This window comes from Lysobacter sp. CC-YZS074 (genome assembly GCF_056739745.1).
In genome coordinates, this window is sequence record NZ_CP200301.1 from 2,002,046 (window position 1) to 2,027,120 (window position 25,075).

Sequence of the window (25,075 nt, forward strand, 5' to 3'; positions counted from 1 at the left end):
GGCGGGATGTCCCTCCGGCCGCTCCCCCCCTACAGGAAACGACATGGCAAAAACCGGCAGCAGGAAGGTGGTGGTCGCGGCGTTACTCGGCAACGGCGCCGTGGCGGTGACCAAGTTCGTCGCCGCCGCGGCGACCGGCAGTTCGGCGATGCTCAGCGAAGGCGTGCACTCGCTGGTCGACACCAGCAACCAGGTACTGATGCTGTACGGCATGAAGCGGGCCGGCAAGGCACCCGACGCCACGCACCCGTTCGGCTACGGCCGCGAGCTGTACTTCTGGGCCTTCATCGTGGCGCTGCTGGTGTTCGCGCTGGGCGCGGGCGTTTCCATCTACGAGGGCATCAGCCACCTGCGGCACCCCGAGCCGATCGAGAACCCGATGGTCAACTACGTGGTGCTGGGCGCCTCGATCATCTTCGAAGGCATCACCTGGTACATCGCGCTGAAGGCGTTCCGCGCGGCCAAGGGCGAGCGCGGCTGGTTCCAGGCCTTTCGCGACAGCAAGGACGCGAGCACGTTCACCGTGCTGTTCGAGGACACCGCGGCGGTGCTGGGCCTGCTGATCGCGCTGGCCGGCGTGGCGACGGCGCAGGTGACCGGCGATCCGCGCTACGACGGCTTCGCCTCGATCGGCATCGGCCTGCTGCTGGCGGTTACCGCGATGCTGCTGGCGCGCGAGACCAAGGGGCTGCTGCTCGGCGAGGCCGCGCAGTCGCACGTGCGCGACGACATCCTGCGGATCGCCGGGGCCGACCCCGACATCCGCTGCGCCAACGGCGTCATCACCGAGCAGCTCGGCCCCGACACGGTGATCGCCGCGCTCAGCGCCGATTTCCACGACCGGCTGACCACGCCGCAGGTCGAGGCCTGCATCAACCGGGTGGAAGCCTGCGTACAGCGCCGGCACCCGGACGTGGTGGCGCTGTTCGTCAAGCCACAAACGGCCGAAACCTGGAAGCAGCGCACCCTGCACCTGCAGCGCAGGAACGCGGACTGATGCGGAGCCGCCCGGCGCGCCGCCGCCGGGCTTCACGCGCGCTCCCTGGCGCCGTTGCTAGCGTCGTGGCAGCCCGCTCCAGGAGACCCGTGCCATGCCTCGTCGCCCTCTTTCCCGCGGCTTCGCGGCTCTACCGCGAACCTCCGTCCTCCGCCTGCTCCTCGCCGGCCTGCTCGCCCTCGTGCTGGCGTCCTGTGCCACCGGTCCGCGGGTGGTCACCGACGCCGACCCGCGGGTCGACTTCTCCGCGTACCGCACCTACGCCTTCTACGAGCCCCTGGCGATGGAGCAGTCCGGTTACACCAGCTACCTGTCGGAGCGGATCAAGCAGGCGGTCCGCCGCGAGATGGACCAGCGCGGCTACCGTTTCGACCCGGCGGACCCCGACCTGCGGGTCAACTTCCAGGGCTACATCCGCGAGCGCAGCGACGTGTACAGCGTGCCGCGCACGGACGTGCAGTACTTCTACAGCTACCGTGCGCGCAGCTATTTCGCGGTGCCGGTGTGGTACGACGAGACGCGCGTCAGCGAGTACACCGAGGGCACCCTGACCATCGACCTGGTGGACGCCGAACGCAACCACCTGGTGTGGACCGGCGATGCGATCGGCCGGGTCACCCAGCGCACGCCGCAGGAACGCGCCGATGCCGCCGACCAGGCGGTCGCGGCGATCTTCGAGCGCTTCCCGTTCGTCGTCGGCGCGGTACCGGCGCCCTGACCGGCGGGCGGGTTCGATAACGCGGGCCGCTGTGCCGGTGCGACGGCGGGTCTCCGCCGGTGAGTACCGCGTGGCGGCCATGCCCCGGAGCCGGGTTCAGCGCAACTGGCTGTCCTTGCTGCCGCGGCGGTTGTATCCGCCGCTGGCGCCCTGCTCGCGGTCTTCCTCCTCCTGACAGGCCACGCACAGGCGTACACCGGCCACGGCCTTGCGCCGGGCTTCGGGAATGGGTGCGTCGCACTCCTCGCAATGGGTGAGCCCCGGGCCATCGCGCAGCTGGCTGCGGGCCCGCTTGATCGCGTCCTTCACGGTCGCGTCGATCTGGTCCTGTACGGCGCCGTCGCCTGCCCAGCCGGTTGCCATGGGAGTCTCCGGATTTGCGGATCGGTGAAAGCCAGAGGATAGCCGCAGCCCGATGAACCCCGCGCGGAGGCGACGATCCGCTTCATCGGCCACCGCCGCTATCCTTGTCGACCCGTCGCATGGCCGCGCCACGAACAGATCCCGCCGATGAGAGAACAACTTCCGCCGTGGGTCCAGAACTGGCTGGGTTCGGTCGTGCCGCTGGGCGAGGTGCTGCTGATCGTCCTGGCGGCGTGGCTGCTGCGGGCGCTGTCGCGCCGGATGTTCGACCGCCTGTGCCGACGCTACGACCTGCCACCCGAACTGACGGTGGTCGGGCAGCGCCTGGTCGGCTTCCTGATCTACGCCGGCGCGACCTTGCTGGTGCTCGAGCGCCTGGGGGTGTCGGGCACCGTGCTGTGGACCGCGTTCACGGGTTTCGCCGCGGTGGGTGCGGTGGCGTTCTTCGCCGCCTGGAGCGTGCTGTCGAACATCTTCTGCACGGTGCTGATCCTCACCACCCGGCCGTTCCGCCTGTACGACCACATCGAGGTACTGGAGAACGGCGAGAAGGCCGGGCTCAAGGGGCGCGTCATCGACGTCAACCTGGTCTACACCACCTTGCAGGAAACCCACGGAACCGGCGCAGATACCGTCCTGCGGGTGCCCAACAACCTGTTCTTCCAGCGCACCGTACGCCGATGGCGCGGGCCGTTGATGCCGTTGCGCGAGGCCGACGTCGCCGCCGGACGCGGCGAGGACGAGGGCGCGGGTTAGTCCGCGCCAGAGCCTGGCGGGTCGCAGGTCACGAAATCCGACCCGTGCCGGCGGACGGCGGCCGCTAGTTCAGCCATCGCATCCGATGTGCAGGTAGTCTTTGCGCGCCCGCCCGCCCGACCGGCGGCCCCTTCCCTGTCCACGAGAAGTTTCCCGATGATCCGAGCGTTCCTGCTGTGCGCCCTGCTGGCGCTGCCCACCGCCGCGGCCATGGCGTCCAGCTTCGGCGGCACCTCGGCCGGTGCGTCCTCCGCCGGTTCCTCCGCGTCCTCCGGCAGCACGTCGGGCGACGACAAGATCGTGCTGCAGGCGCGCGACGACGCCGCCGGCTTCGTCGCCAGCGAGGGCCGCATCCGCGGCGTCCAGCTGGAAGCGGCGCTGCGCCACCTGCGCGACCACCGCGCCGACGCGCGCCAGGCCAGCGACCTGGAGCTGGCGCAGGCCATCCTCGCGCTCTAATTGCCCGGCACCACCGCAACATCCGCCATGACGCCGCGCCGTCGGCTCGCGCCGCGGTGGGCCGTGGCCGCGGCGCTGCTCGCCTGCACCGGCGCCGCGCAGGCGCTCGACCTGCGACCGGCCGGAGCGACGCTGTCCCCGGCCGAAGCCGCCGCCAGCCGCCGGTTGCTGGAAACGGCCGTCGCCCACCTGCCCGCTGCCTGGGTGGCATCGCTGGACCGCCGCATCGCGGTCGAATGGCGCGAGGACCTCCCGCCACAGGTGCACGGCCGCGCCGAGGCGGAGCGCATCCTGCTCGACCGCGCGCTGCTCGACGGCTGGATGGCGCGGCCCGCCGATGCGGGCACCGGGCACCCGGCCACCCGGGCCGCGCTCGCCGCGGTCATCCACGAACTGGCCCACTTCCATGACCGCAGCGCCGCCGGCGGCCTGTCGCGCGACCCGCGCCTGCTCGACCTCGCCGGCTGGCAGGTGCGTCCCCTGCGTCCGGGGCGCGGCCGTGACAACGCCTTCAGCGACCGCAGCCCCGACCCGTACGAGCTGACCGACCCGGTCGAGTTTGTCGCGGTCAACCTCGAGCACTTCCTGCTCGACCCGGAGTACGCCTGCCGCCGGCCGGCACTGCACCGCCATTTCACCGCCCACTTCGGTGCGGCCCCGCCCACCGCGGCGTGCGCGCCGGGCCAGGTGTTCCTGCAGGCAGGCGTGGAGACCGCCGACGCGCCGTTGCTGCACATCGACCCCGCGCGCGTGTACGCGGTCGACTACCTGCTGGCCGAAGGCAACGACCGCCTCATGAGCCGCTGGGGCCACAGCATGCTGCGGCTGGTGGTCTGCGCTCCGGGCCGCCCGCCGGGGCCGGACTGCCGGCTCGACCTGCAGCACCACCGCGTGCTGTCGTTCCGTGCGTTCGTCGACGACGTGCAGATTTCCAGCTGGCGCGGGCTGACCGGCTCGTACCCGTCGCGCCTGTTCGTGCTGCCGCTGGCGCAGGTGGTCGAGGAGTACACCCGCGTGGAACTGCGCGGCCTGCAGTCGATCCCGCTGCGACTGGGCCCGGCCGAGATCACCGGCCTGCTGGAACGCGCCGCCAGGCTGCACTGGAGCTACGACGGCCGCTATTACTTCGTCGGCAACAACTGCGCGGTGGAAACCTTCAAGCTGCTGCACGACGGGGTACCGCGCCTGGCCCGCGCGGACCTGTCCAGCATCACCCCGACCGGCCTGCTGCGGCGGCTGGCCGACGCCGGCATCGCCGATACTTCGGTCCTGGACGACGGCGCCGAAGCGCGCCGGCTGGGCTACTACTTCGAACCGGCCAGCGCCCATTACCAGGCGATGTTCGACATCGCACGGCAGGCGCTGGACCTGCCGTACGCGCGCGTGCAGGACTGGCTCGACCTGCCGCCGGGCGAGCGACGCCCGTGGCTGGAGCGCGCCGACCTGCGAACCGCCGCCGCCCTGCTGCTGCTGGAAAACGCCGCGCTGCGCCGCAACGAGCTGCTCGCTCGCGACGAGCTCAAGCGCCGCCTGTCCGGCAATGATGGCGACGCCCCCGCCGGCGGGACGGACGCACTGGGCGCGCTGCGCGAGGTCCTGCAACTGGAAGGCGTCCTCGCGCGGCCCGCCGCGCTGCTCCCGGCCGGCGGTTACGGCCTGCCGCAGCAGGCCGAGCGCGACGCGCTGATGCGCGAAGGCCAACGCCGCGCCGCGCAGTGGCTGGATCGCCGCGAGCACCTGCGCGCGGAGGCCGAACGCTGGCTGTCACCGCCGCTGCGGACCGCCATGCACGGCACTGAAGCGAACATCGATGCGCTGGGCGAACGCTTGCGCCAGCTCCACCGGCGATCCGGCGGCTTCGAGCTGGACTGAACCGGCACCGACGCGCTTCACGAACGGGCAACGGCGCCGGGCGTGCAATGACGGCACCCCACGCAGGAGCCCGACATGCGCGACATCCTCGCCACCCTCAAGAGCGAACACGAAGCCCTCCGCGAACTGTTCGGCCGGATCAACGCCACCGCCGACGACGACACCGACACCCGGGAACAGTTGCTGCAGCAGATCGAAGCGAACCTGATCCCGCACGCGAAGTGGGAGGAAACGGTGTTCTATCCCGCCTTCGAAGAGCGCGCCAGCCACGACCAGAAGCTGCTGTATGCCGAGGCGATGCAGGAGCACCGCGCCGTGGAGCAGTCGGTGCTGCCCGACATCCACGCCGCCGACGTCGACTCACGCCAGTTCGCCGGCTCGGTGAAGGTGTTCGGCGAGATGATCGACCACCACGCCACCGAGGAAGAGACCCGCATGTTCGCTGCCGTCCGGCAGCTGTTCAGCGCATCGGAACTGGCGGAGATGGACGAGCAGTACGAGGACTGGAAGGAGTCCTCGGCGGCCAGCGCGATCGCGATGCAGGCGAAGATCAAGACGGCGGCGATGTCGATCATGCGCTCGCCTTCGTCGCCCGGTTGAGCCCCGGCCGGCTCCGCCCCGGCGCCTGCGCGGTGCCGGCGTGCCGGCATCCGCAGGGCGCGGGCGGAACGGAGAATCGGCTACGCCGACGCGGTTACTGCTCGGGCGTGTCGGTGCGGGGCGCCGCCGTCGGGTTGGCGGCTTCCTTCGCGGCCTGCTTCTTGGCCTGCTTCTCGTCCTGCTTCTTCTTCTTGGCCAGTTCGCGCTGGCGCTTTTCGAAAGAGTAGTTGGGCTTCGCCATGGGTTCCGTCGTCTCTGTGGGGAAGCGGCCAGTGTAGACGGCTGCGACGCGGCACCCAATCAACGCCGTGCCGTTGCACGTTGGCCGGGTGCTCTCAAGCGCTGGAACCTGCTGCCGCGGCGATCACGCCGCGGCGCGTCGCGACTTCTTGTGCCGGTACATCGCGGCATCGGCGGTGGCGAGCAACGCGGAGGTGCCGGCGACGCCGTCGTGCACCACCCAGCCGATGCTCGCCGCAATGCCCTGCTCGACCCCGGCGATGCGCCGTGGCGCGGCCAGCGACTTCAGCAGGTGGGCGGCGATGGCGCGGATGTCGCGCTCGCCGTGGCGCAATGATCCGAGCAGCACCACGAACTCGTCGCCGCCCAGGCGCGCGATCAGGTCGCCCTCGCGCAGCAGCGACCGGAGCGCCACCGCGGTTTCGCGCAGCACCGCGTCGCCCATCGCGTGGCCGTGGGTGTCGTTGATCGCCTTGAAGTCGTCCAGGTCCAGGAACAGCACCGCGAATCCGTCCTTGCATCCCTGGTGCTGCTGGCAGGCCTCCTCCAGCCGTGCGAGGAAGTGGGCCCGGTTGGGCAGGCCGGTGAGCGCGTCGTACAGGGCCGCATCCTGGTATTCGCGAGCCTGCTTGCGGGTGGTCTCCAGCGCCGTTTCCAGCCGCTCCAGCAGCCGCGCGTTGTCTTCCAGCGCGACATGGCGACCGAGCGCCCCGCCCAGCGCGTTGCCGACCAGCGCCACCGCCTGGGTGTCGATGTCGTCGAACGCGCAGGCCACGCTCGAGCAGACCTCGAGCACTCCCAGCACGTCCTCGCCGAACCGCAGCGGCGTGGCGATCAGCGAGTGCAGCGAGTACTCCGCACGCGCGGTGCCGTGGATGCGCGGGTCGGACAGCGCCGCGTCGCCATGCAGCACCTGGTGCGAGCGCAGGCAGGCGCGGGCCAGGGTCTGGCCCGAATCGAAGGCGCTGCGTCCCACCTTGCGCATCTGCCCGCGCGCGGACGCCACCTTGAGCCCGCGGCGGTCGTCGGCCATCAGCACCGCGGCGCCGGTGGCCCGGGTCAGCTCCATCACGGTCGCGGTCGCTTCGCCGAGGAACGAGCGGGTGTCGCCGGGGTGCTCGGCGATCCTGACCAGGGCATCGACCACGCCACGCAGCCGCAGGTATTCGCTCCGGCCGTGTGCCGCGGAGGTCCACGAAAGCATCCGCGGAGCCTGCTGTTGCCCGGTGCTGGAACCCATCGAATGTCTCACCCTGCCGCGATCTGGGACGCAACCGCTGATGCTCGGCGACCGGCGGTAAAGCCACGGTGAGCGCACGTCCGAAAGAGTGTGATGCGATCCACGCTTCCCGCATCGGATCACCTCCGCGGACGCCGGACACGACGGTTCTTCGCGAAACGGCCTCCACGCAGCGCGCGATATTCTGGTCCGCGTGTCCAGTCCCGCGCCCTCCGCCGGCCCCGCCCATCCGCTGAAGCAGGCCCTGCGCGGCCTCTCGACCTTGCGGCCGGTGTCGCGCCAGCGCTGGCCGTTCGCGCTGCGGGCCGCGAGCTGCATGGGGATGCCGGTGCTGGCCGGCTGGCTCGCCGGCGACACCTCCGCCGGCCTGATGGCGGCCATCGGAGGCTTCACCTCGCTGTACGGGAGCGGCCGCCCCTACGCGTTGCGGGCGCGGCTGCTCGCCGTGGTGGCGCTGTCGTTCGCGTGCGCGGTGGCGCTGGGCATGTGGGTGGCGGCCGTGCCGTGGCTGGCGATCCTCACGGTCGCGGCGATCGCGATGCTGGCGACCTGGCTGTGCAACGCGCTGCGGACCGGACCGCCGGGCGCCTACATGTTCATGCTCGCCTGCGCGGCCGGTACCGCGATGCCGGTCGAGCACATCCGGGCCGGCCACACCTTCGTGCTGGTGCTCGGCGGCGGGCTGTTCGCCTGGGTGGTGCACATGGCGGGGGCGTGGTTCCGGCCGCGCGGTCCCGAGCAGGACGCGGTGGTCACGGCCGGTCGCGCGGTGGTGCGCTACCTCGGCGCGATCGGTACCCCGCGCGAGCGCGCCGACCGCCACGCCGCGGCGTTGCTGCTGCACGACGCGTGGTCGGACCTGGTGCGCTTCCAGCCGCGCCACCTGTCCGCCGGCAGCCGCCTGAGCCGCCTGCGCGGGGTCAACCGCGACCTGCACCTGCTGTTCGCCGATGCCATGGGCGCGGCGAGCCGCGGCGTGCCACCGGCCCCGGGTACCAGCGGTCAGGCCCGGGCCCTGATCGAACAGGCGGTGCATCTGCCACCGCGCACGCCGGCGACGGGAGCCGACGCCCTGCCCCTGGGCCGGCCCGGCATCCGGGCCGCGCTGGTCGACGCCCTGCGTCCGGGTTCGCTGTCGCGCCGGGTGGTGCTGCGGGTCGGTATTGCCGCCCTGGCCGCCGGCGCGCTCGGCGCCACGCTCCACCTTGAACGCGCCTACTGGGCGGTGGCCGCGGCGGTGCTGATGCTGCACCAGGGGTTCGACTGGCCGCGGATGCTCCAGCGGAGCGTCGAACGCGTGCTCGGCACCGGGGCCGGCCTGCTGTTGGCCGGCGCGGTACTGGCATTGCACCCGCAGGGGTTGTGGCTGGTGCTGGCCATCGTGGTCCTGCAGTTCTGCATCGAGATGCTGGTGGTGCGCAACTATGCGCTGGCGGTGGTCTTCATCACCGGAGCCGCGCTGACGATCGCCACCGGCGGTCTGCCGGTGGCCGACGTCGGCCGCTTCCTCGCCGCCCGTGGCATCGACACGGCAGCGGGCTGCGCGTTGGCGCTGCTGGTGTTCTGGGGACTGCCGCCGCGGCCGGCGGCACAGCTGCCGGACGAGCTGGCGCGGACGCTCCAGGCCGCCGCGGCGGTGGTGCGCGTGCTCGCCACGGGCCAAGTCACCTCGGAGGCGGCACGAACGCGGCGACGTGACTTGCAGGCCCGCAGCTTCGCCCTGGAGCACGCCTACGAGGCGGCGACGGTGGCCTCGATGAAACAACGCCGCGCCGCCGAGGGCACCTGGCCGGTGATCGCCGCCACCCAGCGGCTGGTCTACCGCACCCTGTCGACCGCCTGGACGCTGGAACGGGCGGAACACGATGCGGCCGGCGAGTCCGGACGCGCCATGTTCGATCCGGCGGGTGCCGCCGCCGTCGACGCCGCTCTTAGCGACCTCGCCGCCGCCGTACTCGACGGCCGCGCGCGACCATTGGCCGCGGGGTTGCCGGCGGTGCTGGCCGAGGAGCTGCACCACCTGCACGACACCCTGGCGCACCACCGCGCCGGCGCGCAGGGCTGAGCCGATGACCGGACCCGGCGACGATCTGCCCACGGCCCACCCATCGGCGTTGGTGCAGGCCTCGCCTACGCTGCCGCGCGAGTTCTACCGGCGCGACGCGCGCGAACTCGCACCCGCGCTGCTGAACAAGGTGCTGGTCGGGCCCGACGGGCGCGCCGGGCGGATCGTCGAAGTCGAGGCGTACTGCGGCGCCATCGACCCCGCGTCGCACTCGTATCGCGGCCGGACCGCGCGCAACGCCACCATGTTCGGCCCGCCCGGGCACCTGTATGTCTACTTCACCTACGGCATGCACTGGTGCGCGAACGCGGTCTGCGGCGCAACCCACGAGGGCGTTGCCGTCCTGTTCCGCGCGCTCGAACCGCTGCACGGCCTGGACCAGATGTACGCCGCGCGCCCGGCCGCCAAGCGCGACCGCGACCTGTGCAGCGGCCCGGCCCGGCTCGCGCAGGCGATGGGTATCACCGGCGTGCATGACGGCATCGACCTGGTCGAAGGCGCGTACCGCGTGCTCGACGACGGCATGCCGCCGCCCGCCTCACCGGTGGTGGCCACGCGCATCGGCATCTCGCGTGCCGCGGACGCGCCATGGCGGTGGTACGTCGCCGGCAGCCCGAGCGTGTCGCGCCGCTGACGGACGTTGCCGGGGAGCCGGCCCCGCTACGTCTGCTCCCGCACCCAGGCGGCGAGTCGCCGGTGGTAGTCGACGCGATGGCTCGGCTTGCCGGTGCCGGCCATTTTGTGGCTGGCGCCCGGATAGACCACCATCCGGGTGGTGGCTTTCGCGCAGCGGATCAGGTTGGCGAAGACCTCCTCCGCCTGTCCCAGCGGACACCGCTCGTCCTTTTCGCCCTGCAGCAGCAGGGTCGCCGCGGTGCTGCCGTGGCAGTACTCGATCGGCGAGAGGTCGTGGTAGCGCTCGCGCACCTCGGTGATCTCGCCGTCCATCGCGTACGGCCCCACGTAATAGCCGGTGTCGGACGTGCCGGTATGCGATTCCAGATTGGCGACCGGTGCACTGATCACCGCCGCCTTGAAGCGCTCACTGTGGCCGATGGCCCACGCGGCCAGATAGCCGCCGTAGGACTTGCCGGTGCAGGCAAGGCGATCGCTGGCGGTGCCCTCCTCCTGCAATGTGTCGAGGATCGCCAGGTGCTGCGGCAGGTCGAGCTCGCCCCAGCATCCGCACATGCGCCGGGCGAACTCCACGCCGTAGCCGCCCGACCCCACCGCGTTGGCGGCCACCACCGCCCAGCCGTTCGAGCACAGGTCGTACCAGTAGACGTGGGCGGCATAGTCGATCAGCACATCGCTCTGCGGCCCGCCGTGGAAATCCAGCAGCACCGGGAACGGGCCGTCGCCTTCAGCCGGCAGCAGCACCCACGCGTCGATTTCCTCGGTGCCACCATCGCCGTCGGGCACCTTGAACGTGCGCTTGTCGACACGCGGCCGCGCGCGGTCCTCGAACCAATCGCGATTGAACGCACTGTGGCGACGCTCGTCGCGGCCGTCCCAGGTGACCGAATACACCTCTTCCGGGTGGCGCACGCTGGCCGAGACGAAGACCAGCCGGTCACCGCTGGCGCACAGGCCCGAGGCGTGGCGCAGGCCGGAGTCGACCCGCTCGACGTCGCCGCTGGCGATATCGACCACCACCACCTGGTGCAGGCCGCGTCGCGCCGCGACAAGCGCCACGCGGTCGCCGTCGGGGTGCCAGACGATGTGGCTGCCTTCCAGCTGCAGCTCCTTGCCTGCCGGACGCGACACTTCGCCGCTTTCGACATCGAGCAGGCACAGGTGGATCATCGAATCGCCCTCCCGGCGACTGCCGCCGAACGCGATCGACGTCCCATCCGGCGACCAGCGGATACCGCTGATGCTCACCTCCTCATGGGTCACCTGCCGGGCGTCGCCGCCATCGGCGTCGGCGATCCAGAGATCCTGCAGGTGGCGCTGGGTGCCGGAGCGATTGCGCACGAACGCCAGCGATTTGCCATCGGGCGACCACTGCGCCGAACGGACATCGAAGTCGCCCTCCACCAGCACCCGCTCTTTGCTGCTCTTCGCGTCCACCTCCAGCAGGATGTCGCGATGCCCGACCAGCGGACCGGAGCCGTCGAGCTTGTAAGGCAGGAACGTGACCACCCACGGACGGTCCCTGGTGATGCTCTTGTCGTCGGCCTCGTCCTCGGCCCACGGCACCTTGGTGGTAACCAGCAGCCGCCCGCCGTCGGGCGACCACATTTCGATGGCCTGCAACGTGTGCTCCGAGTGGGTGAGCTGCCGCGCCTCACCTCCATCGAGCCGCAGCAACTGGACCTGCAGGCTTTCACCGTCGCGCTTGGACAGGAACGCCAGTTGCTGCCCGTGCGGATCCAATGCCGGCGACTTGGCGTTGAACGCCGGCGAGGTCAGCGATCGCGGCGCCTCGCCGCTCGACGGGTCCAGCGACCACGCGACCGCCTCGTAGCTGTCGCTCTCCTTCATCGGGCGCGAAACGACGAACGCGGCTTGGTTGTGGGCGGACGAACCCTGCAGCGCCTGCAGCGTTCGGTGCAGAAAGAGATCGTCGGACGAAAAAGGCTTCATCGTGCGGGCAGTTCCATGGTCATAAAGAAACGCCCCTGGCTAACCGGGGGCGCTCGTCGTCAAAGCACAGTGCGCGTCATGCGCACAGGGCATGAATCAACGCTCTTCGCGTCGGTTCTGCCGCTCCTGCTCGTTCTCGCGGTTCTGCTGGTTCTGCTGGTTCTGCTGGTTCTGTTGGTTCTGCTGGTTTTGGCCTTCCTGGCGGTTCTGCTGGTTCTGCTGGTTCTGGCCTTCCTGACGGTTGTTCTGCTCGTTGCGATTGTTCTGATTGTTGTTATTCATCACGAACTCCTGAAGGGAATGCCGGTGCTCCGGCACCGATAGAAAGCGCCTCGCGAGATCAGGTCCGTGTGAAACGATGGCGCGCTCGCTGAAGGGTTCACCCAACATCCATCCAGGCGCCGTCGAGCTGCATCCGTTGCCGGCACGCTTCAACTGCGCGACGGCTTTAAACCGTCGGCCGCCAAGCCGCGTCCCAGTCACAGGTCCGCACGGCGGGCCGGTCCCGAGCCGCCCGTTCCGACGTGCGGTCCCGGGCCACTCACTACCTGGGGATCCGCAAATGGCTCGTCTTGCCCGGCGCTTCGCGCTTTCCGTTGCAGCCCTGCCGCTGTCGCTGGCCACCGCCCTCGCGCAGCAGGTGCCGGTCGCCGCGGCGCCGACGCCTGCGGGCGTGCAGGAGACGCGCACCTACGCGCCGGAGGACTTCAGCCGTTACGCGCCGCGCAACGCCCTCGACATGCTCGAGCAGGTGCCCGGCTTCGTCATCCGCGAAGCACTGGAGGAACGCGGTCTGGGTCAGGCCACCGGCAACGTGCTCATCAACGGTCAGCGGCTGTCGGGCAAATCCAATGACGTGCTTGCCGAGCTGAGCCGTATTCCGGCCGACAACGTGCTGCGCATCGAGATCGTCGACGGTGCGACGCTCGACATTCCGGGGCTTTCGGGCCAGGTCGCCAACGTGGTCGCGCGTGCGGCCGGGGTCAGCGGCCAATGGGCCTGGCGCCCGGAGTTCCGCTCGTACTACACCGACCCGCTGCTCACCCGTGGCGAGGTGTCCGCCAGCGTGGCGCGCGGCGCCTTCGACTACACGCTGGCGCTGGAGAACGGCGCCAGCCACAGCGGCGCCGGCGGCGCTACGCGCATCCACGACGCCGCGCGCCAGTTCGTCGAGTACCGAGACGACGTGTGGACCGGCGAATTCGACGCCCCGACCGTCAGCGGCCGAATGGCATGGACCCGGCCGACCGGCAGCGCAGGCAACCTCAATGCGTCCTACCAGCGCATCTACTATGACTACGTCGAGGACGGCACGCGCACCGGGCCGGACCTCCCCGACCGCACCCGGCGCGTGCAGGTGGAGGAAGGCGGCTACAACCACGAAGTCGGTGGCGACTACCAGTTCGGGCTGGGTGCCGGACAGCTGAAACTCATTGGCCTGCACCGCTTCGCGCATTCGCCGGTTTCGGAAACGGTGGTCACCCGCACCGACGACGGCGGCACTCCGGCGACGGGCAGCCGCTATGCCCGCGTCAGCGAGGAGAAGGAGCGCATCGCCCGCGCCGAATACCGCTGGAAAGTCGGCGTGGCGGACTGGCAGGTGTCCGCCGAGGGCGCGTTCAACAGCCTGGACAACGTCGCCCATCTGTACACGCTCGGCACCGACGGCGGGTTCGACGAGGTGCCGCTGCCGGGCGGTACCGCCACGGTGGAGGAGGACCGCTACGAGCTCATGGCCAGCTACGGCCGCCCGCTCTCGTCCCGCACCACTCTCCAGGTGTCGGCCGGCGGCGAGCACTCGCGGATTCGGCAGGTCGGCGCGGGCGGGCTGAGCCGCGCCTTCACCCGGCCAAAGGGCTCACTGTCGCTGGCGTGGGAGGCGACGCCGCAGCTGGACATCAACATGAAGCTGCAGCGTCGCGTCGGCCAACTGGACTTCTACGACTTCATGGCCTCGGTCGACCTGGCCGACGAACAGGAAAACGCCGGCAACCCCGACCTCGTTCCGCAGCAGAGCTGGGAGCTGGACCTGGAGGCGGTGCGCGACCTGGGCCGCTACGGCAACGCCAGCGTCCGTGTCTACGGCCAGCGCATCGACGACATCGTCGACACCATTCCGATCGGCGAGACCGGCGAAAGCCCCGGCAACCTCGACCAGGCGACGCTGTACGGCATCGAGTGGAAGAGCACCCTCCAGCTGGACCCGCTCGGCTGGCGCGGCGCGAAGCTCGACGCACGGTTCCAGTGGCAGGACAGCCGCGTCGACGACCCGCTCACCGGCGCCTCGCGCCATATCAGCAACGAGTTGCTGCGGCTGGGCGAGCTCTCGCTGCGTCACGACGTCCCCGGCACCGACTGGGCGTGGGGTGGCAACCTCACCTACGAGTACTACGCCCTGGACTACCGGCTCACCGAAGTCGGCCGGGTGTGGGAAGGCCCGGTGTGGGCGAGCGTGTTCGTCGAGCGGAAGAACCTGCGGGGGGTTACCCTGCGCGCCACCGCCGGCAACCAGGGCGACGCGATGAGCATGTGGGACCGCACGGTGTTCGTCGACCGCCGCACCGGCCCGGTCGACTACTACGAAGCCCGCGACCGCCGCATCGGCCCGATCTTCTCGTTCTCGGTGTCGGGACGGTTCTGAGGAACGACGCCGCCGGGTTTCTTTACACTCGGCACCCGTGTTGCCGAGCCCTCCCATGTCCGACCCCAATGCTTCCACCCGCCCCGATCGGCCCCGCCTTGATAGGCATGTTGCCGAATTGACCGGCTGCTCGCGCGCCGAAGCGCAGCAGTACATCGCCGGCGGCTGGGTGCGGGTGGACGGCGAGGTGGTGGAAGAGCCACAGGCGACGATCACCACGCAACGGGTGGAGCTGGCCGACGGTGCGCACCTGGAACCGATCGAGCCGGCCACGATGCTGTTGCACAAGCCTGCCGGCCTTGACTTGGCCGCCACCGCGGCGCTGGTCACGCCCGCCGCCCATACCGAAGGGGACCTGTCGGGCGTGCGCGTGCTGAAGCGCCACTTCCAGCACCTGGCGCCGTTGATGCCGCTGGACACGGACGCGAGCGGGCTGGTCGTGCTGAGCCAGGACGGCCGGGTACGGCGGCGCCTGACCGAGGACTACGCGCAGATCGAGCAGGAGTTCCTGGTCGAAGTCGACGGCGAGCTGCGTCCGTACGGCATGAAGCGCCTCGCCCATGGCCTGCACTACCGCAGCCGCGCATTGCCGCCGTGCAAGGTCAGCTGGCAGAACGAGATCCGCCTGCGGTTCGCGATCAAGAACGTGCAACCCGGCCAGCTGCGCCACATGTGCGGCGAGGTGGGGCTGGACGTGGTCGCGATCCGGCGGCTGCGGATCGGGCGCATTCCGCTGGCGAAGATGCCCGTGGGCGAGTGGCGCTACCTGCCGGTCGGGGAGAAGTTCTGACCGCGGTACCGCGGCTGCCGGATCAGCCGATCGTCGTCAGCGGGCTCGCCTCTGCGCGGGAGTGGCGGGAAAGCCCGGTTCGCCGACAACCGGTGCAGCGGACTGCAAATCCGTGTCGGTGGGCGGCTCCCAACCGAAGATGCTGCGCCCGCCGTAGGCGTGCGACTGCCGCCGCTCCTCTTCGATCAATGCCTCCACCGACGGGCCGGTGGCATGGCGCTCCAGCCGGCGTGCCTGCTCGTCCAAGCGCCTGATCGCCGCGAGTTGCTCTTCGCGCCCGAGTTTCGCGTTCTCGACGGCGGACTTGAGCACGCTGATGGTGCGGTCATAGACACGCGTCGGCACCGGGAACGGGTGCCGGTCCTTGCCGCCGTGCGCCAGCGAGAACCGGGCCGGGTCGGTGAAGCGGCACGGCGCGCCGTGCAGCACCTCGGCCACCATCGCCAGCGCGCGCACGGTGCGGGCGCCGACGCCGGGTACCTGCAGCAGTTCGGTGAAGTCGCGCGGGCCGTTCTCGGTTGCGGCGGCGAGGTTGCCGTGCAGGCGCCGGGTCACGATGTCGCTGCCACGCACGTCGTGGTGGTCGGGCATCGACAGGTGCGGTAGCAGGGTGAGCTGGGGCGACTCGTCGACCGGTTGCGTGACATTCCGCGACGTGCCCGCGGATAACCCGTCCTGACGCTCGATCTTTCCGAACTCGCGGGTGATCCCGTCCGGCCCCAGCGCCTGCAGCAATTCGACCTGCGCCTCGCGCGAAGCTTTCGCCCGGCGGTCCGCCAGGTTGACGATGCGGCCCTGCCCCGGCCCCTCCACCGCCGCGTGCGGGTCGTCGACGAAGCTCTTCAGGTCTTCCGACAACCAGTGGTAGCGCCGCGCCTGCTTGCGGTCGCCGTCCATGCCCTGCTGCACGACCACCCAGCGGCCGTCGTCGCTGACGATGAAGCCGTGCAGGTACAGGTCGAAGCCGTCCTGCACCGCCGCACTGTCGACCTTGGCAACCAAGCGGCTGGCGGCCGCCAGCGCGGTGCCGTCGAAGCCGACCCGTTCGCCGATCGCGACCAGTTCACCCGGGGTGGCGCGCGAGTGGCGCCCGCGCCCGCCGCATACATGGATGCCGAGTTCGCCCGACAGCGGGGTCAGGCCACGCTTCAGCGCGCCGATCACGCTGGTGGTGATGCCCGAGGAGTGCCAGTCCATCCCCATTACCGCGCCGAAGGACTGGAACCAGAACGGGTGCGCCAGCCGCCGCAGCAGTTCGTCGCGGCCGTACTCGTGGACGATCGCCTGCGACATGACCGCGCCGAGCCGGGTCATCCGGTCGGCCAGCCAGCGCGGCACGCGTCCGCCGTGCAACGGCAGGTCGGCGCTCCCGGCGCGTCGGGTCATCGTTCAGGCTCCACGAAAGCAGTCCGGATGATCGCAGGGCGACGTCTCATCCTTGAGACGGCCGGGCGCCGGGCCGCCGCCCGGGACGCACTAGCGGCCGTCGTCCTCCGCCGCCGCCTCGCGGCCCTGCTGGCGGATCAGCGCTTCCTCGCGGGCGTCGTTGATCGCATCGCGCACGCTGTCCAGGTCGACCCGGCGCTCGTCGCGGACGAACCGGCCGGTGAGCGGTGTGTCCGGCTGCAGGTCACCGGCCTCGAACAGCGCCCACATCTCCTCGCCGAACCAGGTGTCGAACAGTTCCGGGGCGAACCGGCCCAGATACGCGGTGAGGTTGTTGACGTCGCGCAGCAGCATCGTGCGGGCGGCGTTGTTGCCGGCCGCGCTCACCACCTGCGGGAAGTCGATCACCACCGGGCCGTCGGGCCCGACCAGCACGTTGTAGGGCGACAGGTCGCCGTGGATCAGCCCGCAGCACAGCATCCGCACGACCTGCCGCACCAGCACGCGGTGGAACTCGCGGGCCTGCCCCGGCTCGAGCTCCACTTCGCCCAGGCGTGGCGCGGCGAATCCCCCGGCGTCGCTCACCAGCTCCATCACCAGCACGCCATTGAAGTAGCCGTGCGGCTCCGGCACCCGCACGCCGGCGTCGCGCAGCTGGTAGAGCGCGTCGACCTCGGCGTTCTTCCAGGCGGCTTCCTGCTGCTTGCGACCGTATCGGGTCGCCTTGCCGATCGCCCGTGCCTCGCGGCTGCCCCGCACCTTGCGGCCTTCCTGGTACTGCACCCGCTGCTGGAAGCTGCGCTGCGCCATGTCCTTGTAGACCTTGGCGCAGCGCACGTCGTCGCCGCTGCGCACCACGTAGACCGCCGCCTCCTTGCCGCTCTTGAGCGGTCGCAACACCTCGTCGATCACGCCGTCGTCGATCAGCGCCTGCAGGCCGGTGGGGGTCTTCATGGAGTCCTGGGATGGGCCGCGGTGTCGACGCGGCGAGGCGCGTATCTTCGCACTGTCGGCGTGGTCCGCGGCCCGACGCGGGCTGCGCGCGTTCAGCCGCCGCGCCGGCGGCCCCATTTCCCCGCCCAGGGAGGCGCCGTGCTCATCCTGTTGCTCGCCTATCTCGGCGGCGTCCTGACCATCATCAGCCCGTGCATCCTGCCGGTGCTGCCGTTCGTGTTCGCGCGCGCCGACCGTCCGTTCGCCACCAGCGGGTTGCCGATGCTGCTGGGCATGGCGGTGACCTTCGCCGTGGTGGCGACGCTGGCGGCGGTCGGCGGCGGCTGGGCGATACAGGTCAACGAGTATGGCCGCCTGATTGCGATGGCCGTGCTGGCGCTGCTGGGGCTGACGCTGGTGTGGCCGCGCCTGGCCGAATGGATCAGCCGGCCGTTCGTGGCGCTCGGCTACCGGCTGTCGCGGAAGGCGGACGATGGTTCACCGTGGTCCGCCGCCGGGCTCGGCATCGCGACCGGCCTGCTGTGGGCGCCGTGCGCGGGGCCGATTCTCGGGCTGCTGTTGACCGCGGCGGCACTCAACGGTGCCAGCGTGCAGACCACGCTGTTGCTGCTCACCTATGCCGCCGGCGCGGTGACCTCGCTGGCGTTCGCGTTGCTGCTCGGTGGACGGGTGTTCGAAGCGATGAAGCGCTCGCTGAGTGCGGGCGAATGGCTGCGGCGGGGCTTGGGCGTGCTGGTCCTGGCCGGTGTGGCGGCGATCGCGCTTGGCCTGGATACCGGTTGGCTGGCGCGGCTGTCACTGGCCAGCACCGGGATCGTCGAACAGAAACTGCTCGACGCCGTGCAGCCGCCCCCGGCGCCGTCCGCACCTCCGCCCGCGCCCGGCGAGCCGTTGCCGGTGGAAGGGCGGATGCCGTCGCTGGCCGGTGCCACCGGCTGGCTCAACAGTCCGCCGCTGACGGCGTCCGCGTTGCGCGGCCGGGTGGTGCTGGTCGATTTCTGGACCTACTCCTGCATCAACTGCCTGCGTGCCCTGCCCTACGTGCGCGGCTGGGCCGCCAGGTACCGCGACCACGGCCTGGTGGTGGCGGGCGTGCACGCGCCGGAGTTCGCGTTCGAGAAGGACCCGGATAACGTCGCCGACGCGGTCGAGGATCTCGGCATCGACTACCCGGTCGCGCTGGACAACGACTTCGCCATCTGGCGCGGCTTCGACAACCGCTATTGGCCGGCGCACTACTTCATCGATACGCAGGGCCGCATCCGTCACCACCACTTCGGCGAGGGCGAGTACCGCCAGAGCGAGGACGTGATCCGGCGCCTGCTGGTCGAAGCCGGCGCCACCGGCCTGCCCGGCGGCTACGTCGGAGAGCGCGGCGAAGGCGCGGAGGCGCCGGACTCCGGCGATTTCAACCGATCGCCGGAAACCTACCTCGGCCATGCACGGATCGCGCATTTCGCCGGGGACCGGATCGTTCGCGGCCAGCCGGCCGACTACGAGGCGCCCCGGTCGCTGCAGGTCCACCAGTGGGCGCTGGAGGGCCGCTGGACCGTCCGCGCGGAGCACGCGGCACTCGACCGCGCCGGCGGCGGCATCACCTACCGCTTCCGCGGCCGCGACCTGCATCTCGTGCTCGGGCCCGGCCCGGCAGGCGAGCCGGTGCGGTTCCGGGTCACCCTGGACGGCCGGCCACCGGGCGCGGACGCGGGCATCGACGTCGACCCCGACGGCTACGGCGTGGTCACCGGAGAGCGGCTCTACCAGCTGGTGCGCCAGGCCGACGGCAGCGGCGAGCGCCTGTTCGAGATCACCTTCCTCGACCCAGGCGTGCGCGCCTATGCGTTCACGTTCGGGTGACGGGAATGGCTCGGGGCGTGCTCTGCGTTACATGCAGGCTCGCGGGCCTTTGTAGGAGCGACGTCAGTCGCGACCTGTACATCGCTCCACCGTTCGGCGGGCCACGACGGATGTCGCTCCTACAAGACTTGCCCATCCGCGCACGCCGAACGGCTTCACCCACCGGCGACGACACGCCGCAGATCATCGAACCCATGCCGGTCATGCATGCCGACTACCTGCAAACCGGCTACATGCCAGCCACATGCACGCCAGCCGCCCCCACACAGGAACCGACAATGCGCGATCAGATCGAGGAAGGCTTCATGGTGTTCGTCGCCGACGGCGAAATGGGCGTGGCGGGCGTGCGCGAGGTGCGTGAAGCCGAGCTGGTGATCAACATCCAGAACGCCGGCGACTTCGTGATCCCGCTGTCGGCGGTGCGCGACGTGCACTCCAAGAAAGTCGTACTCGATGTCGAGCGGCTCGCGCCGGAGGTGCGGGACGCACTGAACCATGTGCACGACAACGAGTACCGGCGCTACGCCACCGATCCGGACGCGGGTACGCCCGACGGCCGCTGACGGCGCCTGCTCATTCGCCGGGTCGGGCGCCCGGGGCGTCGGCGCCGCGGCTCAGGCGTTTCCAGATGATGGCGATCGTTTCGGCGGCGCCCGACGGCGCCAGCGTGCGCATCGCGTCGGCTTCGTCCACCCGCGCTTCACGGCACAACAGGACCAGCGCACCGGCCATCCGGCCGAAGCGCAGCGAACGTCCGAGCGCGGTGCGGGGCGATTCCTGCTGCTGGTCCTCCAGCGCCTGGTGGACGTGTGCGGACAACTCCCACTTCGCCGCGATGCGCAGCGCGGTCGGTGTCGCCCAGGCATCGAGCAACGCATGGACCACGTCGGCGTCGGGAGCCAGCGCGGGGCGGCGGCCGTACTGATCGCGCGCCACCCGGGCGACCGCGGCAGCGCCCAAGCCATGGGTCAGCCCGGCCAGCTGCGCGGAGAACGCATCCGCGCGCTCGACCAGCTGCGCGTGGTCGGCCGCCGCGGCAGCCGAGAGCAGCGTGTGCTCCCACAGCAGGTCGGCCAGGCGGCGGAACGGGCCGGTGCCGCCACCGCCCATCACCGGCTGCACCAGCGCCACCGCGATCAGCTGGCGCAAGCCGTCGGTGCCGACCATCGCCACCGCGTGGGCGAGGTCCTCGACCGGGCGTGACTGACCGCAATACAGCGGGCTGCTGGCGATGCGCAGCAGGTTGCCGGCGAGCACCGGGTCCTGTCCGGCGATCGCGGCGATCGCCTTGCCCGACGCGTCGGGGTCGCTCACCGTGCGCATCAGCTGGGGGAGCAGGTGTGGACGGCGCGGGGTGTAGCGCGGCTGGGTATCGATCCGGTCCAGCGTGCCGACGGCGCGCGCCACGATCTCGGCATGGGGCGAGCCCGCCACCACGACGCCGTGGCTGAAGGCGCGGCCTTCGGTGCCGACCGCGTACAGGCGACGCAGCAACTCGCGCCCCTCGTGGTCGCCGGCATGATCACGCGCCAGCCCCGCGGTGTCCGGCGGCTCGCCCGACCGTGACGTTCCGAAAGCGGCGCCCTGCCCACGCCCGGAACCGGCGGTCGCCGAGCCACGGCGGCGCAGCGTCATCCACCCGAGCGAAACACCCGCCACCAGCAGCACCGCGAAACCCGCGACTACGACGGAAGATGGCGGCATGGCGATGGCGTCCCCGGCAAAAACGCCATCTTAACGTTCACCCGGGGGCTGACCGCCACGCGGCGCGGCAACGCCTCAGTGTCAGCCGTTGGAGCGCGGACCGCCCTTTTCGTCCCGGCTGCCGTCGAGCCGGCGGACGTGGGCCTGCCCGCTCGCCTCGCGCTCGTGGCCCTGCCTGGACGCGGCTTCAGGCTGGCGACGGTTCGCCAAGTCCTTCGCTTCGTCCTTGGCGCCTTCCTTCTGGGTGGCATTGAGCTTCTGGTGGTCGGGACGCATGGCGGCCTCCTGTAGTCGCGCGGGTGCGCGGTGTGCGTGGCTGGTCGACGGTCAGTGGACTTCGCCGCCGGACGGAGTCGCGGTCAGCTGGTTGTCGACCTCGCGCACGCCGCGCATGGCCGCGATGGTGGTGACGGCTTCTTCGATCTCCGCCGTCGACGCACTGCCGCGCAGCACCACGCAGCCTTCGCTCACCTCGACATCGACCAGCCCGGGCTGCTGGACCAGGCGACCCAGCCGGGTGCGGATGCGCCCCTGCAGCTGCTGGTCGCTGACCGGGTCACTGACCAGGCCTGAGCGGACCCGCGCGAGCAGCCCCTGGCCCCGCCCAAGCGCGTGTCGCGACTTGGCGCGGGCGTAGTCCTCCACGTCGTGGCAGGCGGACACGCCGCGGTCGCGGACCAGCGCGCGGCGGCGGCGGCCGGCGACCGGGTCCAGGTAGTACATCGCGGCGATGCCGACGGCGAAGGCGGTGGTCAGGCGCAGGACAGAATTCATGTGGGGCTCCGCAGGTCGAGAGTGGCAGCGCACGCGGGGTGCGCCTCGGCAGGGTGATGCGGCTGCAGCGCCACATCCGTCGAAGGTGGACCGATGGTGCCGGTTGCGCCGATAAGGCCACGCGAAGGTGGCGCGACAAGCCCGTCCAGACGCACGACTTCGTGCCCGCCCGGCGGCGCCCGATGCCGCCGCGACAAGAAAAAACCCCCGGGGTCGCCGGGGGTTCTTCCGTCCTGACTTCCGGCCATGCCGGCGGCTACCAGATCCGTACGCGCTCCTCCGGCGCGATCCACAGCGGGTCGGCCTCGGTGACGTTGAACGCCTCGTACCACGCATCGATGTTGCGCAACGGGGCGAAGGCACGGATATGGCCCGGCGAATGCGGGTCGCCGACCAGCTGCTGGCGCAGCGCGTCGTCGCGGTACAGCGAGCGCCAGACCTGCGCCCAGCCCATGAACAGGCGCTGCTCGCCGGTGAAGCCGTCGATGACCGGCGCTTCCCCGCCATGCAGCGAGCGGCGGTAGGCCTCCAGCGCGATGGTCAGGCCGCCGAGGTCGCCGATGTTCTCGCCCATCGAGGCGCGGCCGTTGATGTGCACGCCCGGCAGGCCGTCGAACTCGTAGCTCTCGTACTGCGCGCCCAGGCGCTCGGCCTGGACCTCGAACTTGGCCGCATCGTCGGCGGTCCACCAGTCGCGCAGCAGGCCGCTGCCGTCGGACTTGCGGCCCTGGTCGTCGAAGCCGTGGATGATTTCGTGGCCGATCACGCCGCCGATGCCGCCATAGTTGACCGCGGGGTCGGCGTCCGGGTCGAAGAACGGCGGCTGCAGGATCGCCGCCGGGAACACGATCTCGTTCTTCACCGAGGAGTAGTAGGCGTTCACCGTCTGCGGGGTCATGCCCCACTCGCTGTCGTCGACCGGCTGGCCGATGCGCTTGCGGTCGCGCTCCCATTCGAACGCGAGCGAGCGCTCGGCGTTGCCGAACACGTCGCCGCTCGCCACCTGCAGGCCGCTGTAGTCGCGCCAGGTGTCGGGATGGCCGATCTTGAGGCCGAAGTTGGCGAGCTTCTTCGCCGCCTCGGCCTTGGTCGCCGGGCTCATCCAGTCCAGCTGCTCCAGTCGCGCGCCCATCGCCGCCTTCACGTTGGCGACCAGGTCGTCCATCTTGGCCTTGGCGTCCGCCGGGAAGTACAGCTTCACGTAATCGCGGCCGATCGCTTCGCCCATAGCACCCTCGGCGTAGGCGACCGCGCGCTTCCAGCGCGGGCGCTGCTCCGGCTGGCCCGACATGAACCGGCTGCGGAAGTCGAACTCGGCATCGACGAACGCCTTCGACAACAGCGGCGCGGCGTTGTCGGTGGTGCGGAACGCCTGCCAGGCCTTGAGCGTGTCGAGGTCGGCGTCGGCGAACACCTGCGCGATCCTGGGCATGGCGGTGTTCTGGCGCATCACCGCGCGGTCGGCGTAGTCCACGCCTGCGGCGTTGAAGAACGTCGCCCACGGGAAGCCCGGCGCGTAGGCGTCGATCTCCGCCAGCGCCCCCGGGTTGTAGGTCTTGTCGCGGTCGCGGCTCTCGGCGCGGGTCCAGTGGGCCTGCGCGATCCGGGTCTCCATCGCCATGATCTGTTCGGCATGGGCGCGCGGCGCGTCCCAGCCGGCCAGTGCGAGCATCTGCGCGATGTAGTCGACGTAGCGCTCGCGCTGCGGGGCGAACTTGTCGTCGAGGTAGAGCTCGCGGTCACCCAGGCCGAGCCGGGCCTGGCTAAGGTAGAGCGCGTACGTATCGGGGTTGCGCTGGTCGTCGGACACGTAGGCGCCGAACAGGCTGCTGCCGAAGCCGCCGTTCGACCGGCCCATCAGCGCGGCTATGGCCTCCTTGTCGTCCGCCGCGCGGATGGCATCCAGGTGCGGCTGCAGCGGCGCGGCGCCGAGCGCCTCGATCGCCGCCTCGTCCAGGAAGCCGTGGTACAGCGCGGCGACCTTGGCGGCGTCGCCATCGCTGGCCGGGTCGCCGTGCGGGTAGCTCTCGACCAGCTGGCGCACGCGGGCCTCGGACAGGTCGCGCAGGACCAGGAAGGAGCCGTAACTGGAGCGGTCCGACGGGATCTCGGTGCGGTCGGCCCAGGCGCCGTTGACATAGTCGAAGAAGTTGGCACCCGGGTCGACGCTGGCGTCCATCCCCGCGGTGTCGATGCCCCAGCTGCCGAACCGGTTCGCGGCGATCGCGCCGGTGCTGCCGCCGCCGGCGTGGTCGGCCGAGGCGAACAGCGCGGTGGTGTCGCAGGCGTCGTCGACGCAGGTCTGGTGGGCCTGGGCGGCCGGCGCGGCGGCCAGGCCGAGGGCGACGACGGTCGCCAGGCTGAGCAGTGTCTTGTTCAAGATGTTCCCCCGGAAGCGGTGTGTACGACACTCCCTTTTACCGCGACCGGCACCCGGAAGGCAGTGTCCGAAGTTGGCGGTTGGCCGACGCACGACCCGCCCGCGGGCGGCGGCGGCGGCGGCGGCCGAGGCCGCGGCAGGGATACGTCAAACGCGCGATGGCGGCCTGCGCAGCATCGCCGTCACCGCCATCCCGGCCGCCAGTGCGGCATAGACGCCCCACATTCCGCGTCCCGACAGGTGGTGCTCGAACCCCGGCGTGAGCCGCTTCGGCACCACGTGGTAATCGACCACGTAGGCCACGGTGGTGACCGCCGCCGCCGCGACCACCGGATGGGGCGGACGTCGCCTGGCCAGCAGCCACTCGAATCCCGCCGCCCAGAACACCGCACTGCCGTGGTGGATCGCCGCGCCCGCCGCGGTATGGCGCAGGTCGACCTCGTCGCAATCCCCGGCGGACTCGCCCCACAGCACGTGGCTGGTCGCATTGGGCCCGCTGGCCAGGTGTCCGGTACGGCGGCGCGCCAGCAGCGCGACGGTCAATCCCGACGCCAGCGCGGCGACCGTGCCGGACACCGCCGCCCGTCCCAGCACATCGCGCCAGGACGGAGCCGCTGCATCACCCTGCGGATCGGCGCGGTCGATAACCTGCGAAACCATGGCGGCCAACCTGTGAAGCGGTAGCGGGCG

At 70.9% G+C, this 25,075-nt stretch carries 24 protein-coding genes; 12 read left to right on the forward strand and 12 right to left on the reverse strand.

Features of this window, described 5'->3' with window-relative positions; translation table 11 throughout:
• The first annotated feature begins 43 nt into the window (after positions 1-43).
• Positions 44-997 carry a cation diffusion facilitator family transporter gene (locus U8331_RS09030; protein ID WP_481130716.1) on the forward strand — a complete coding sequence of 318 codons (954 nt, stop codon included), beginning with the start codon at positions 44-46 and terminating at the stop codon, positions 995-997.
• A 94-nt stretch (positions 998-1,091) separates the two neighbouring features.
• Entirely contained in the window at positions 1,092-1,715 is a 624-nt protein-coding gene (locus tag U8331_RS09035) for a DUF4136 domain-containing protein (RefSeq protein WP_481130717.1), read from the forward strand.
• 96 nt (positions 1,716-1,811) lie between these two features.
• Here the strand turns inward: U8331_RS09035 and U8331_RS09040 are convergent, their stop codons facing one another.
• A complete protein-coding gene (locus U8331_RS09040) occupies positions 1,812-2,078 on the reverse strand; it encodes a DksA/TraR family C4-type zinc finger protein (protein ID WP_481130718.1) in 267 nt (88 codons plus the stop codon).
• Between the two features lie 147 nt (positions 2,079-2,225).
• On the opposite strand from U8331_RS09040, the gene U8331_RS09045 reads away from it, so the two are divergent.
• The 4 genes from U8331_RS09045 to U8331_RS09060 all read left to right on the forward strand — a co-directional run bounded on the left by U8331_RS09045 (position 2,226) and on the right by U8331_RS09060 (position 5,765).
• Positions 2,226-2,834, forward strand: coding sequence for a mechanosensitive ion channel domain-containing protein (locus U8331_RS09045; protein ID WP_481130719.1), 609 nt, complete (start codon positions 2,226-2,228; stop codon positions 2,832-2,834).
• 156 nt (positions 2,835-2,990) lie between these two features.
• The gene (locus tag U8331_RS09050) at positions 2,991-3,293 is read left to right on the forward strand and encodes a DUF2388 domain-containing protein (RefSeq protein ID WP_481130720.1); all 303 of its coding nucleotides are present in this window, start codon (positions 2,991-2,993) and stop codon (positions 3,291-3,293) included.
• A gap of 27 nt (positions 3,294-3,320) precedes the next feature.
• A complete protein-coding gene (locus tag U8331_RS09055; protein ID WP_481130721.1) occupies positions 3,321-5,165 on the forward strand; it encodes a DUF7844 domain-containing protein in 1,845 nt (614 codons plus the stop codon).
• 75 nt (positions 5,166-5,240) lie between these two features.
• Positions 5,241-5,765: a hemerythrin domain-containing protein gene (locus U8331_RS09060; protein WP_481130722.1), complete on the forward strand. Its 525-nt coding sequence runs from the start codon at positions 5,241-5,243 to the stop codon at positions 5,763-5,765.
• A 94-nt stretch (positions 5,766-5,859) separates the two neighbouring features.
• Here U8331_RS09060 and U8331_RS09065 read toward each other — a convergent pair whose 3' ends face one another.
• Together U8331_RS09065 and U8331_RS09070 are read right to left on the reverse strand one after the other, a co-directional pair.
• The gene (locus tag U8331_RS09065) at positions 5,860-6,006 is read right to left on the reverse strand and encodes a hypothetical protein (RefSeq protein WP_481130723.1); all 147 of its coding nucleotides are present in this window, start codon (positions 6,004-6,006) and stop codon (positions 5,860-5,862) included.
• A gap of 123 nt (positions 6,007-6,129) precedes the next feature.
• Positions 6,130-7,209 (reverse strand): diguanylate cyclase domain-containing protein, encoded by a 1,080-nt coding sequence (locus tag U8331_RS09070; protein WP_481130724.1) that lies wholly within the window; start codon positions 7,207-7,209, stop codon positions 6,130-6,132.
• 229 nt (positions 7,210-7,438) lie between these two features.
• Between U8331_RS09070 and U8331_RS09075 the strand changes: the two genes are divergently transcribed.
• Both U8331_RS09075 and U8331_RS09080 read left to right on the forward strand, forming a co-directional pair.
• Positions 7,439-9,310: an FUSC family protein gene (locus U8331_RS09075; RefSeq protein WP_481130725.1), complete on the forward strand. Its 1,872-nt coding sequence runs from the start codon at positions 7,439-7,441 to the stop codon at positions 9,308-9,310.
• 4 nt (positions 9,311-9,314) lie between these two features.
• Positions 9,315-9,944 carry a DNA-3-methyladenine glycosylase gene (locus tag U8331_RS09080; RefSeq protein WP_481130726.1) on the forward strand — a complete coding sequence of 210 codons (630 nt, stop codon included), beginning with the start codon at positions 9,315-9,317 and terminating at the stop codon, positions 9,942-9,944.
• A 26-nt stretch (positions 9,945-9,970) separates the two neighbouring features.
• On the opposite strand, the gene U8331_RS09085 is transcribed toward U8331_RS09080, so the two are convergent.
• The gene (locus U8331_RS09085; protein ID WP_481130727.1) at positions 9,971-11,899 is read right to left on the reverse strand and encodes a S9 family peptidase; all 1,929 of its coding nucleotides are present in this window, start codon (positions 11,897-11,899) and stop codon (positions 9,971-9,973) included.
• Between the two features lie 96 nt (positions 11,900-11,995).
• The gene (locus U8331_RS09090; RefSeq protein ID WP_481130728.1) at positions 11,996-12,181 is read right to left on the reverse strand and encodes a hypothetical protein; all 186 of its coding nucleotides are present in this window, start codon (positions 12,179-12,181) and stop codon (positions 11,996-11,998) included.
• A 280-nt stretch (positions 12,182-12,461) separates the two neighbouring features.
• Between U8331_RS09090 and U8331_RS09095 the strand changes: the two genes are divergently transcribed.
• Both U8331_RS09095 and U8331_RS09100 read left to right on the forward strand, forming a co-directional pair.
• Complete coding sequence (locus U8331_RS09095; protein ID WP_481130729.1) at positions 12,462-14,540, forward strand: TonB-dependent receptor plug domain-containing protein; 2,079 nt, start codon at positions 12,462-12,464, stop codon at positions 14,538-14,540.
• A 55-nt stretch (positions 14,541-14,595) separates the two neighbouring features.
• On the forward strand, positions 14,596-15,330 hold the full coding sequence (locus U8331_RS09100; RefSeq protein ID WP_481130730.1) for an rRNA pseudouridine synthase: 735 nt from the start codon (positions 14,596-14,598) through the stop codon (positions 15,328-15,330).
• Between the two features lie 36 nt (positions 15,331-15,366).
• Here U8331_RS09100 and U8331_RS09105 read toward each other — a convergent pair whose 3' ends face one another.
• The gene (locus U8331_RS09105) at positions 15,367-16,716 is read right to left on the reverse strand and encodes a DUF763 domain-containing protein (RefSeq protein ID WP_481130731.1); all 1,350 of its coding nucleotides are present in this window, start codon (positions 16,714-16,716) and stop codon (positions 15,367-15,369) included.
• A 90-nt stretch (positions 16,717-16,806) separates the two neighbouring features.
• Entirely contained in the window at positions 16,807-17,670 is an 864-nt protein-coding gene (locus U8331_RS09110) for a PA4780 family RIO1-like protein kinase (protein WP_481130732.1), read from the reverse strand.
• A gap of 138 nt (positions 17,671-17,808) precedes the next feature.
• Between U8331_RS09110 and U8331_RS09115 the strand changes: the two genes are divergently transcribed.
• Both U8331_RS09115 and U8331_RS09120 read left to right on the forward strand, forming a co-directional pair.
• The gene (locus U8331_RS09115; RefSeq protein ID WP_481130733.1) at positions 17,809-19,527 is read left to right on the forward strand and encodes a cytochrome c biogenesis protein DipZ; all 1,719 of its coding nucleotides are present in this window, start codon (positions 17,809-17,811) and stop codon (positions 19,525-19,527) included.
• Between the two features lie 278 nt (positions 19,528-19,805).
• Entirely contained in the window at positions 19,806-20,090 is a 285-nt protein-coding gene (locus U8331_RS09120) for a hypothetical protein (RefSeq protein WP_481130734.1), read from the forward strand.
• A gap of 10 nt (positions 20,091-20,100) precedes the next feature.
• Here the strand turns inward: U8331_RS09120 and U8331_RS09125 are convergent, their stop codons facing one another.
• The 5 genes from U8331_RS09125 to U8331_RS09145 all read right to left on the reverse strand — a co-directional run bounded on the left by U8331_RS09125 (position 20,101) and on the right by U8331_RS09145 (position 25,045).
• Positions 20,101-21,231, reverse strand: a complete 1,131-nt coding sequence (locus U8331_RS09125) for an HDOD domain-containing protein (RefSeq protein ID WP_481130735.1) — start codon at positions 21,229-21,231, stop codon at positions 20,101-20,103.
• An 81-nt stretch (positions 21,232-21,312) separates the two neighbouring features.
• Positions 21,313-21,507 (reverse strand): hypothetical protein, encoded by a 195-nt coding sequence (locus U8331_RS09130; RefSeq protein WP_481130736.1) that lies wholly within the window; start codon positions 21,505-21,507, stop codon positions 21,313-21,315.
• 51 nt (positions 21,508-21,558) lie between these two features.
• The gene (locus tag U8331_RS09135) at positions 21,559-22,005 is read right to left on the reverse strand and encodes a BON domain-containing protein (protein WP_481130737.1); all 447 of its coding nucleotides are present in this window, start codon (positions 22,003-22,005) and stop codon (positions 21,559-21,561) included.
• A 256-nt stretch (positions 22,006-22,261) separates the two neighbouring features.
• Positions 22,262-24,385 carry a M13 family metallopeptidase gene (locus tag U8331_RS09140; protein WP_481130738.1) on the reverse strand — a complete coding sequence of 708 codons (2,124 nt, stop codon included), beginning with the start codon at positions 24,383-24,385 and terminating at the stop codon, positions 22,262-22,264.
• Between the two features lie 147 nt (positions 24,386-24,532).
• On the reverse strand, positions 24,533-25,045 hold the full coding sequence (locus U8331_RS09145) for a hypothetical protein (RefSeq protein WP_481130739.1): 513 nt from the start codon (positions 25,043-25,045) through the stop codon (positions 24,533-24,535).
• Positions 25,046-25,075: the final 30 nt, after the last annotated feature.

Bases quoted from the DNA above. Each gene is read 5' to 3' on its own strand.
- U8331_RS09100 (WP_481130730.1), top strand. From the start codon at position 14,596: ATGTCCGACCCCAATGCTTCCACCCGCCCCGATCGGCCCCGCCTTGAT.
- U8331_RS09040 (WP_481130718.1), bottom strand. From the start codon at position 2,078: ATGGCAACCGGCTGGGCAGGCGACGGCGCCGTACAGGACCAGATCGAC.
- U8331_RS09065 (WP_481130723.1), bottom strand. From the start codon at position 6,006: ATGGCGAAGCCCAACTACTCTTTCGAAAAGCGCCAGCGCGAACTGGCC.
- U8331_RS09145 (WP_481130739.1), bottom strand. From the start codon at position 25,045: ATGGTTTCGCAGGTTATCGACCGCGCCGATCCGCAGGGTGATGCAGCG.
- U8331_RS09070 (WP_481130724.1), bottom strand. From the start codon at position 7,209: ATGCTTTCGTGGACCTCCGCGGCACACGGCCGGAGCGAATACCTGCGG.
- U8331_RS09030 (WP_481130716.1), top strand. From the start codon at position 44: ATGGCAAAAACCGGCAGCAGGAAGGTGGTGGTCGCGGCGTTACTCGGC.
- U8331_RS09135 (WP_481130737.1), bottom strand. From the start codon at position 22,005: ATGAATTCTGTCCTGCGCCTGACCACCGCCTTCGCCGTCGGCATCGCC.
- U8331_RS09045 (WP_481130719.1), top strand. From the start codon at position 2,226: ATGAGAGAACAACTTCCGCCGTGGGTCCAGAACTGGCTGGGTTCGGTC.
- U8331_RS09110 (WP_481130732.1), bottom strand. From the start codon at position 17,670: ATGAAGACCCCCACCGGCCTGCAGGCGCTGATCGACGACGGCGTGATC.
- U8331_RS09090 (WP_481130728.1), bottom strand. From the start codon at position 12,181: ATGAATAACAACAATCAGAACAATCGCAACGAGCAGAACAACCGTCAG.
- U8331_RS09125 (WP_481130735.1), bottom strand. From the start codon at position 21,231: ATGCCGCCATCTTCCGTCGTAGTCGCGGGTTTCGCGGTGCTGCTGGTG.
- U8331_RS09095 (WP_481130729.1), top strand. From the start codon at position 12,462: ATGGCTCGTCTTGCCCGGCGCTTCGCGCTTTCCGTTGCAGCCCTGCCG.
- U8331_RS09055 (WP_481130721.1), top strand. From the start codon at position 3,321: ATGACGCCGCGCCGTCGGCTCGCGCCGCGGTGGGCCGTGGCCGCGGCG.
- U8331_RS09035 (WP_481130717.1), top strand. From the start codon at position 1,092: ATGCCTCGTCGCCCTCTTTCCCGCGGCTTCGCGGCTCTACCGCGAACC.
- U8331_RS09085 (WP_481130727.1), bottom strand. From the start codon at position 11,899: ATGAAGCCTTTTTCGTCCGACGATCTCTTTCTGCACCGAACGCTGCAG.
- U8331_RS09080 (WP_481130726.1), top strand. From the start codon at position 9,315: ATGACCGGACCCGGCGACGATCTGCCCACGGCCCACCCATCGGCGTTG.
- U8331_RS09105 (WP_481130731.1), bottom strand. From the start codon at position 16,716: ATGACCCGACGCGCCGGGAGCGCCGACCTGCCGTTGCACGGCGGACGC.
- U8331_RS09050 (WP_481130720.1), top strand. From the start codon at position 2,991: ATGATCCGAGCGTTCCTGCTGTGCGCCCTGCTGGCGCTGCCCACCGCC.
- U8331_RS09120 (WP_481130734.1), top strand. From the start codon at position 19,806: ATGCGCGATCAGATCGAGGAAGGCTTCATGGTGTTCGTCGCCGACGGC.
- U8331_RS09060 (WP_481130722.1), top strand. From the start codon at position 5,241: ATGCGCGACATCCTCGCCACCCTCAAGAGCGAACACGAAGCCCTCCGC.
- U8331_RS09130 (WP_481130736.1), bottom strand. From the start codon at position 21,507: ATGCGTCCCGACCACCAGAAGCTCAATGCCACCCAGAAGGAAGGCGCC.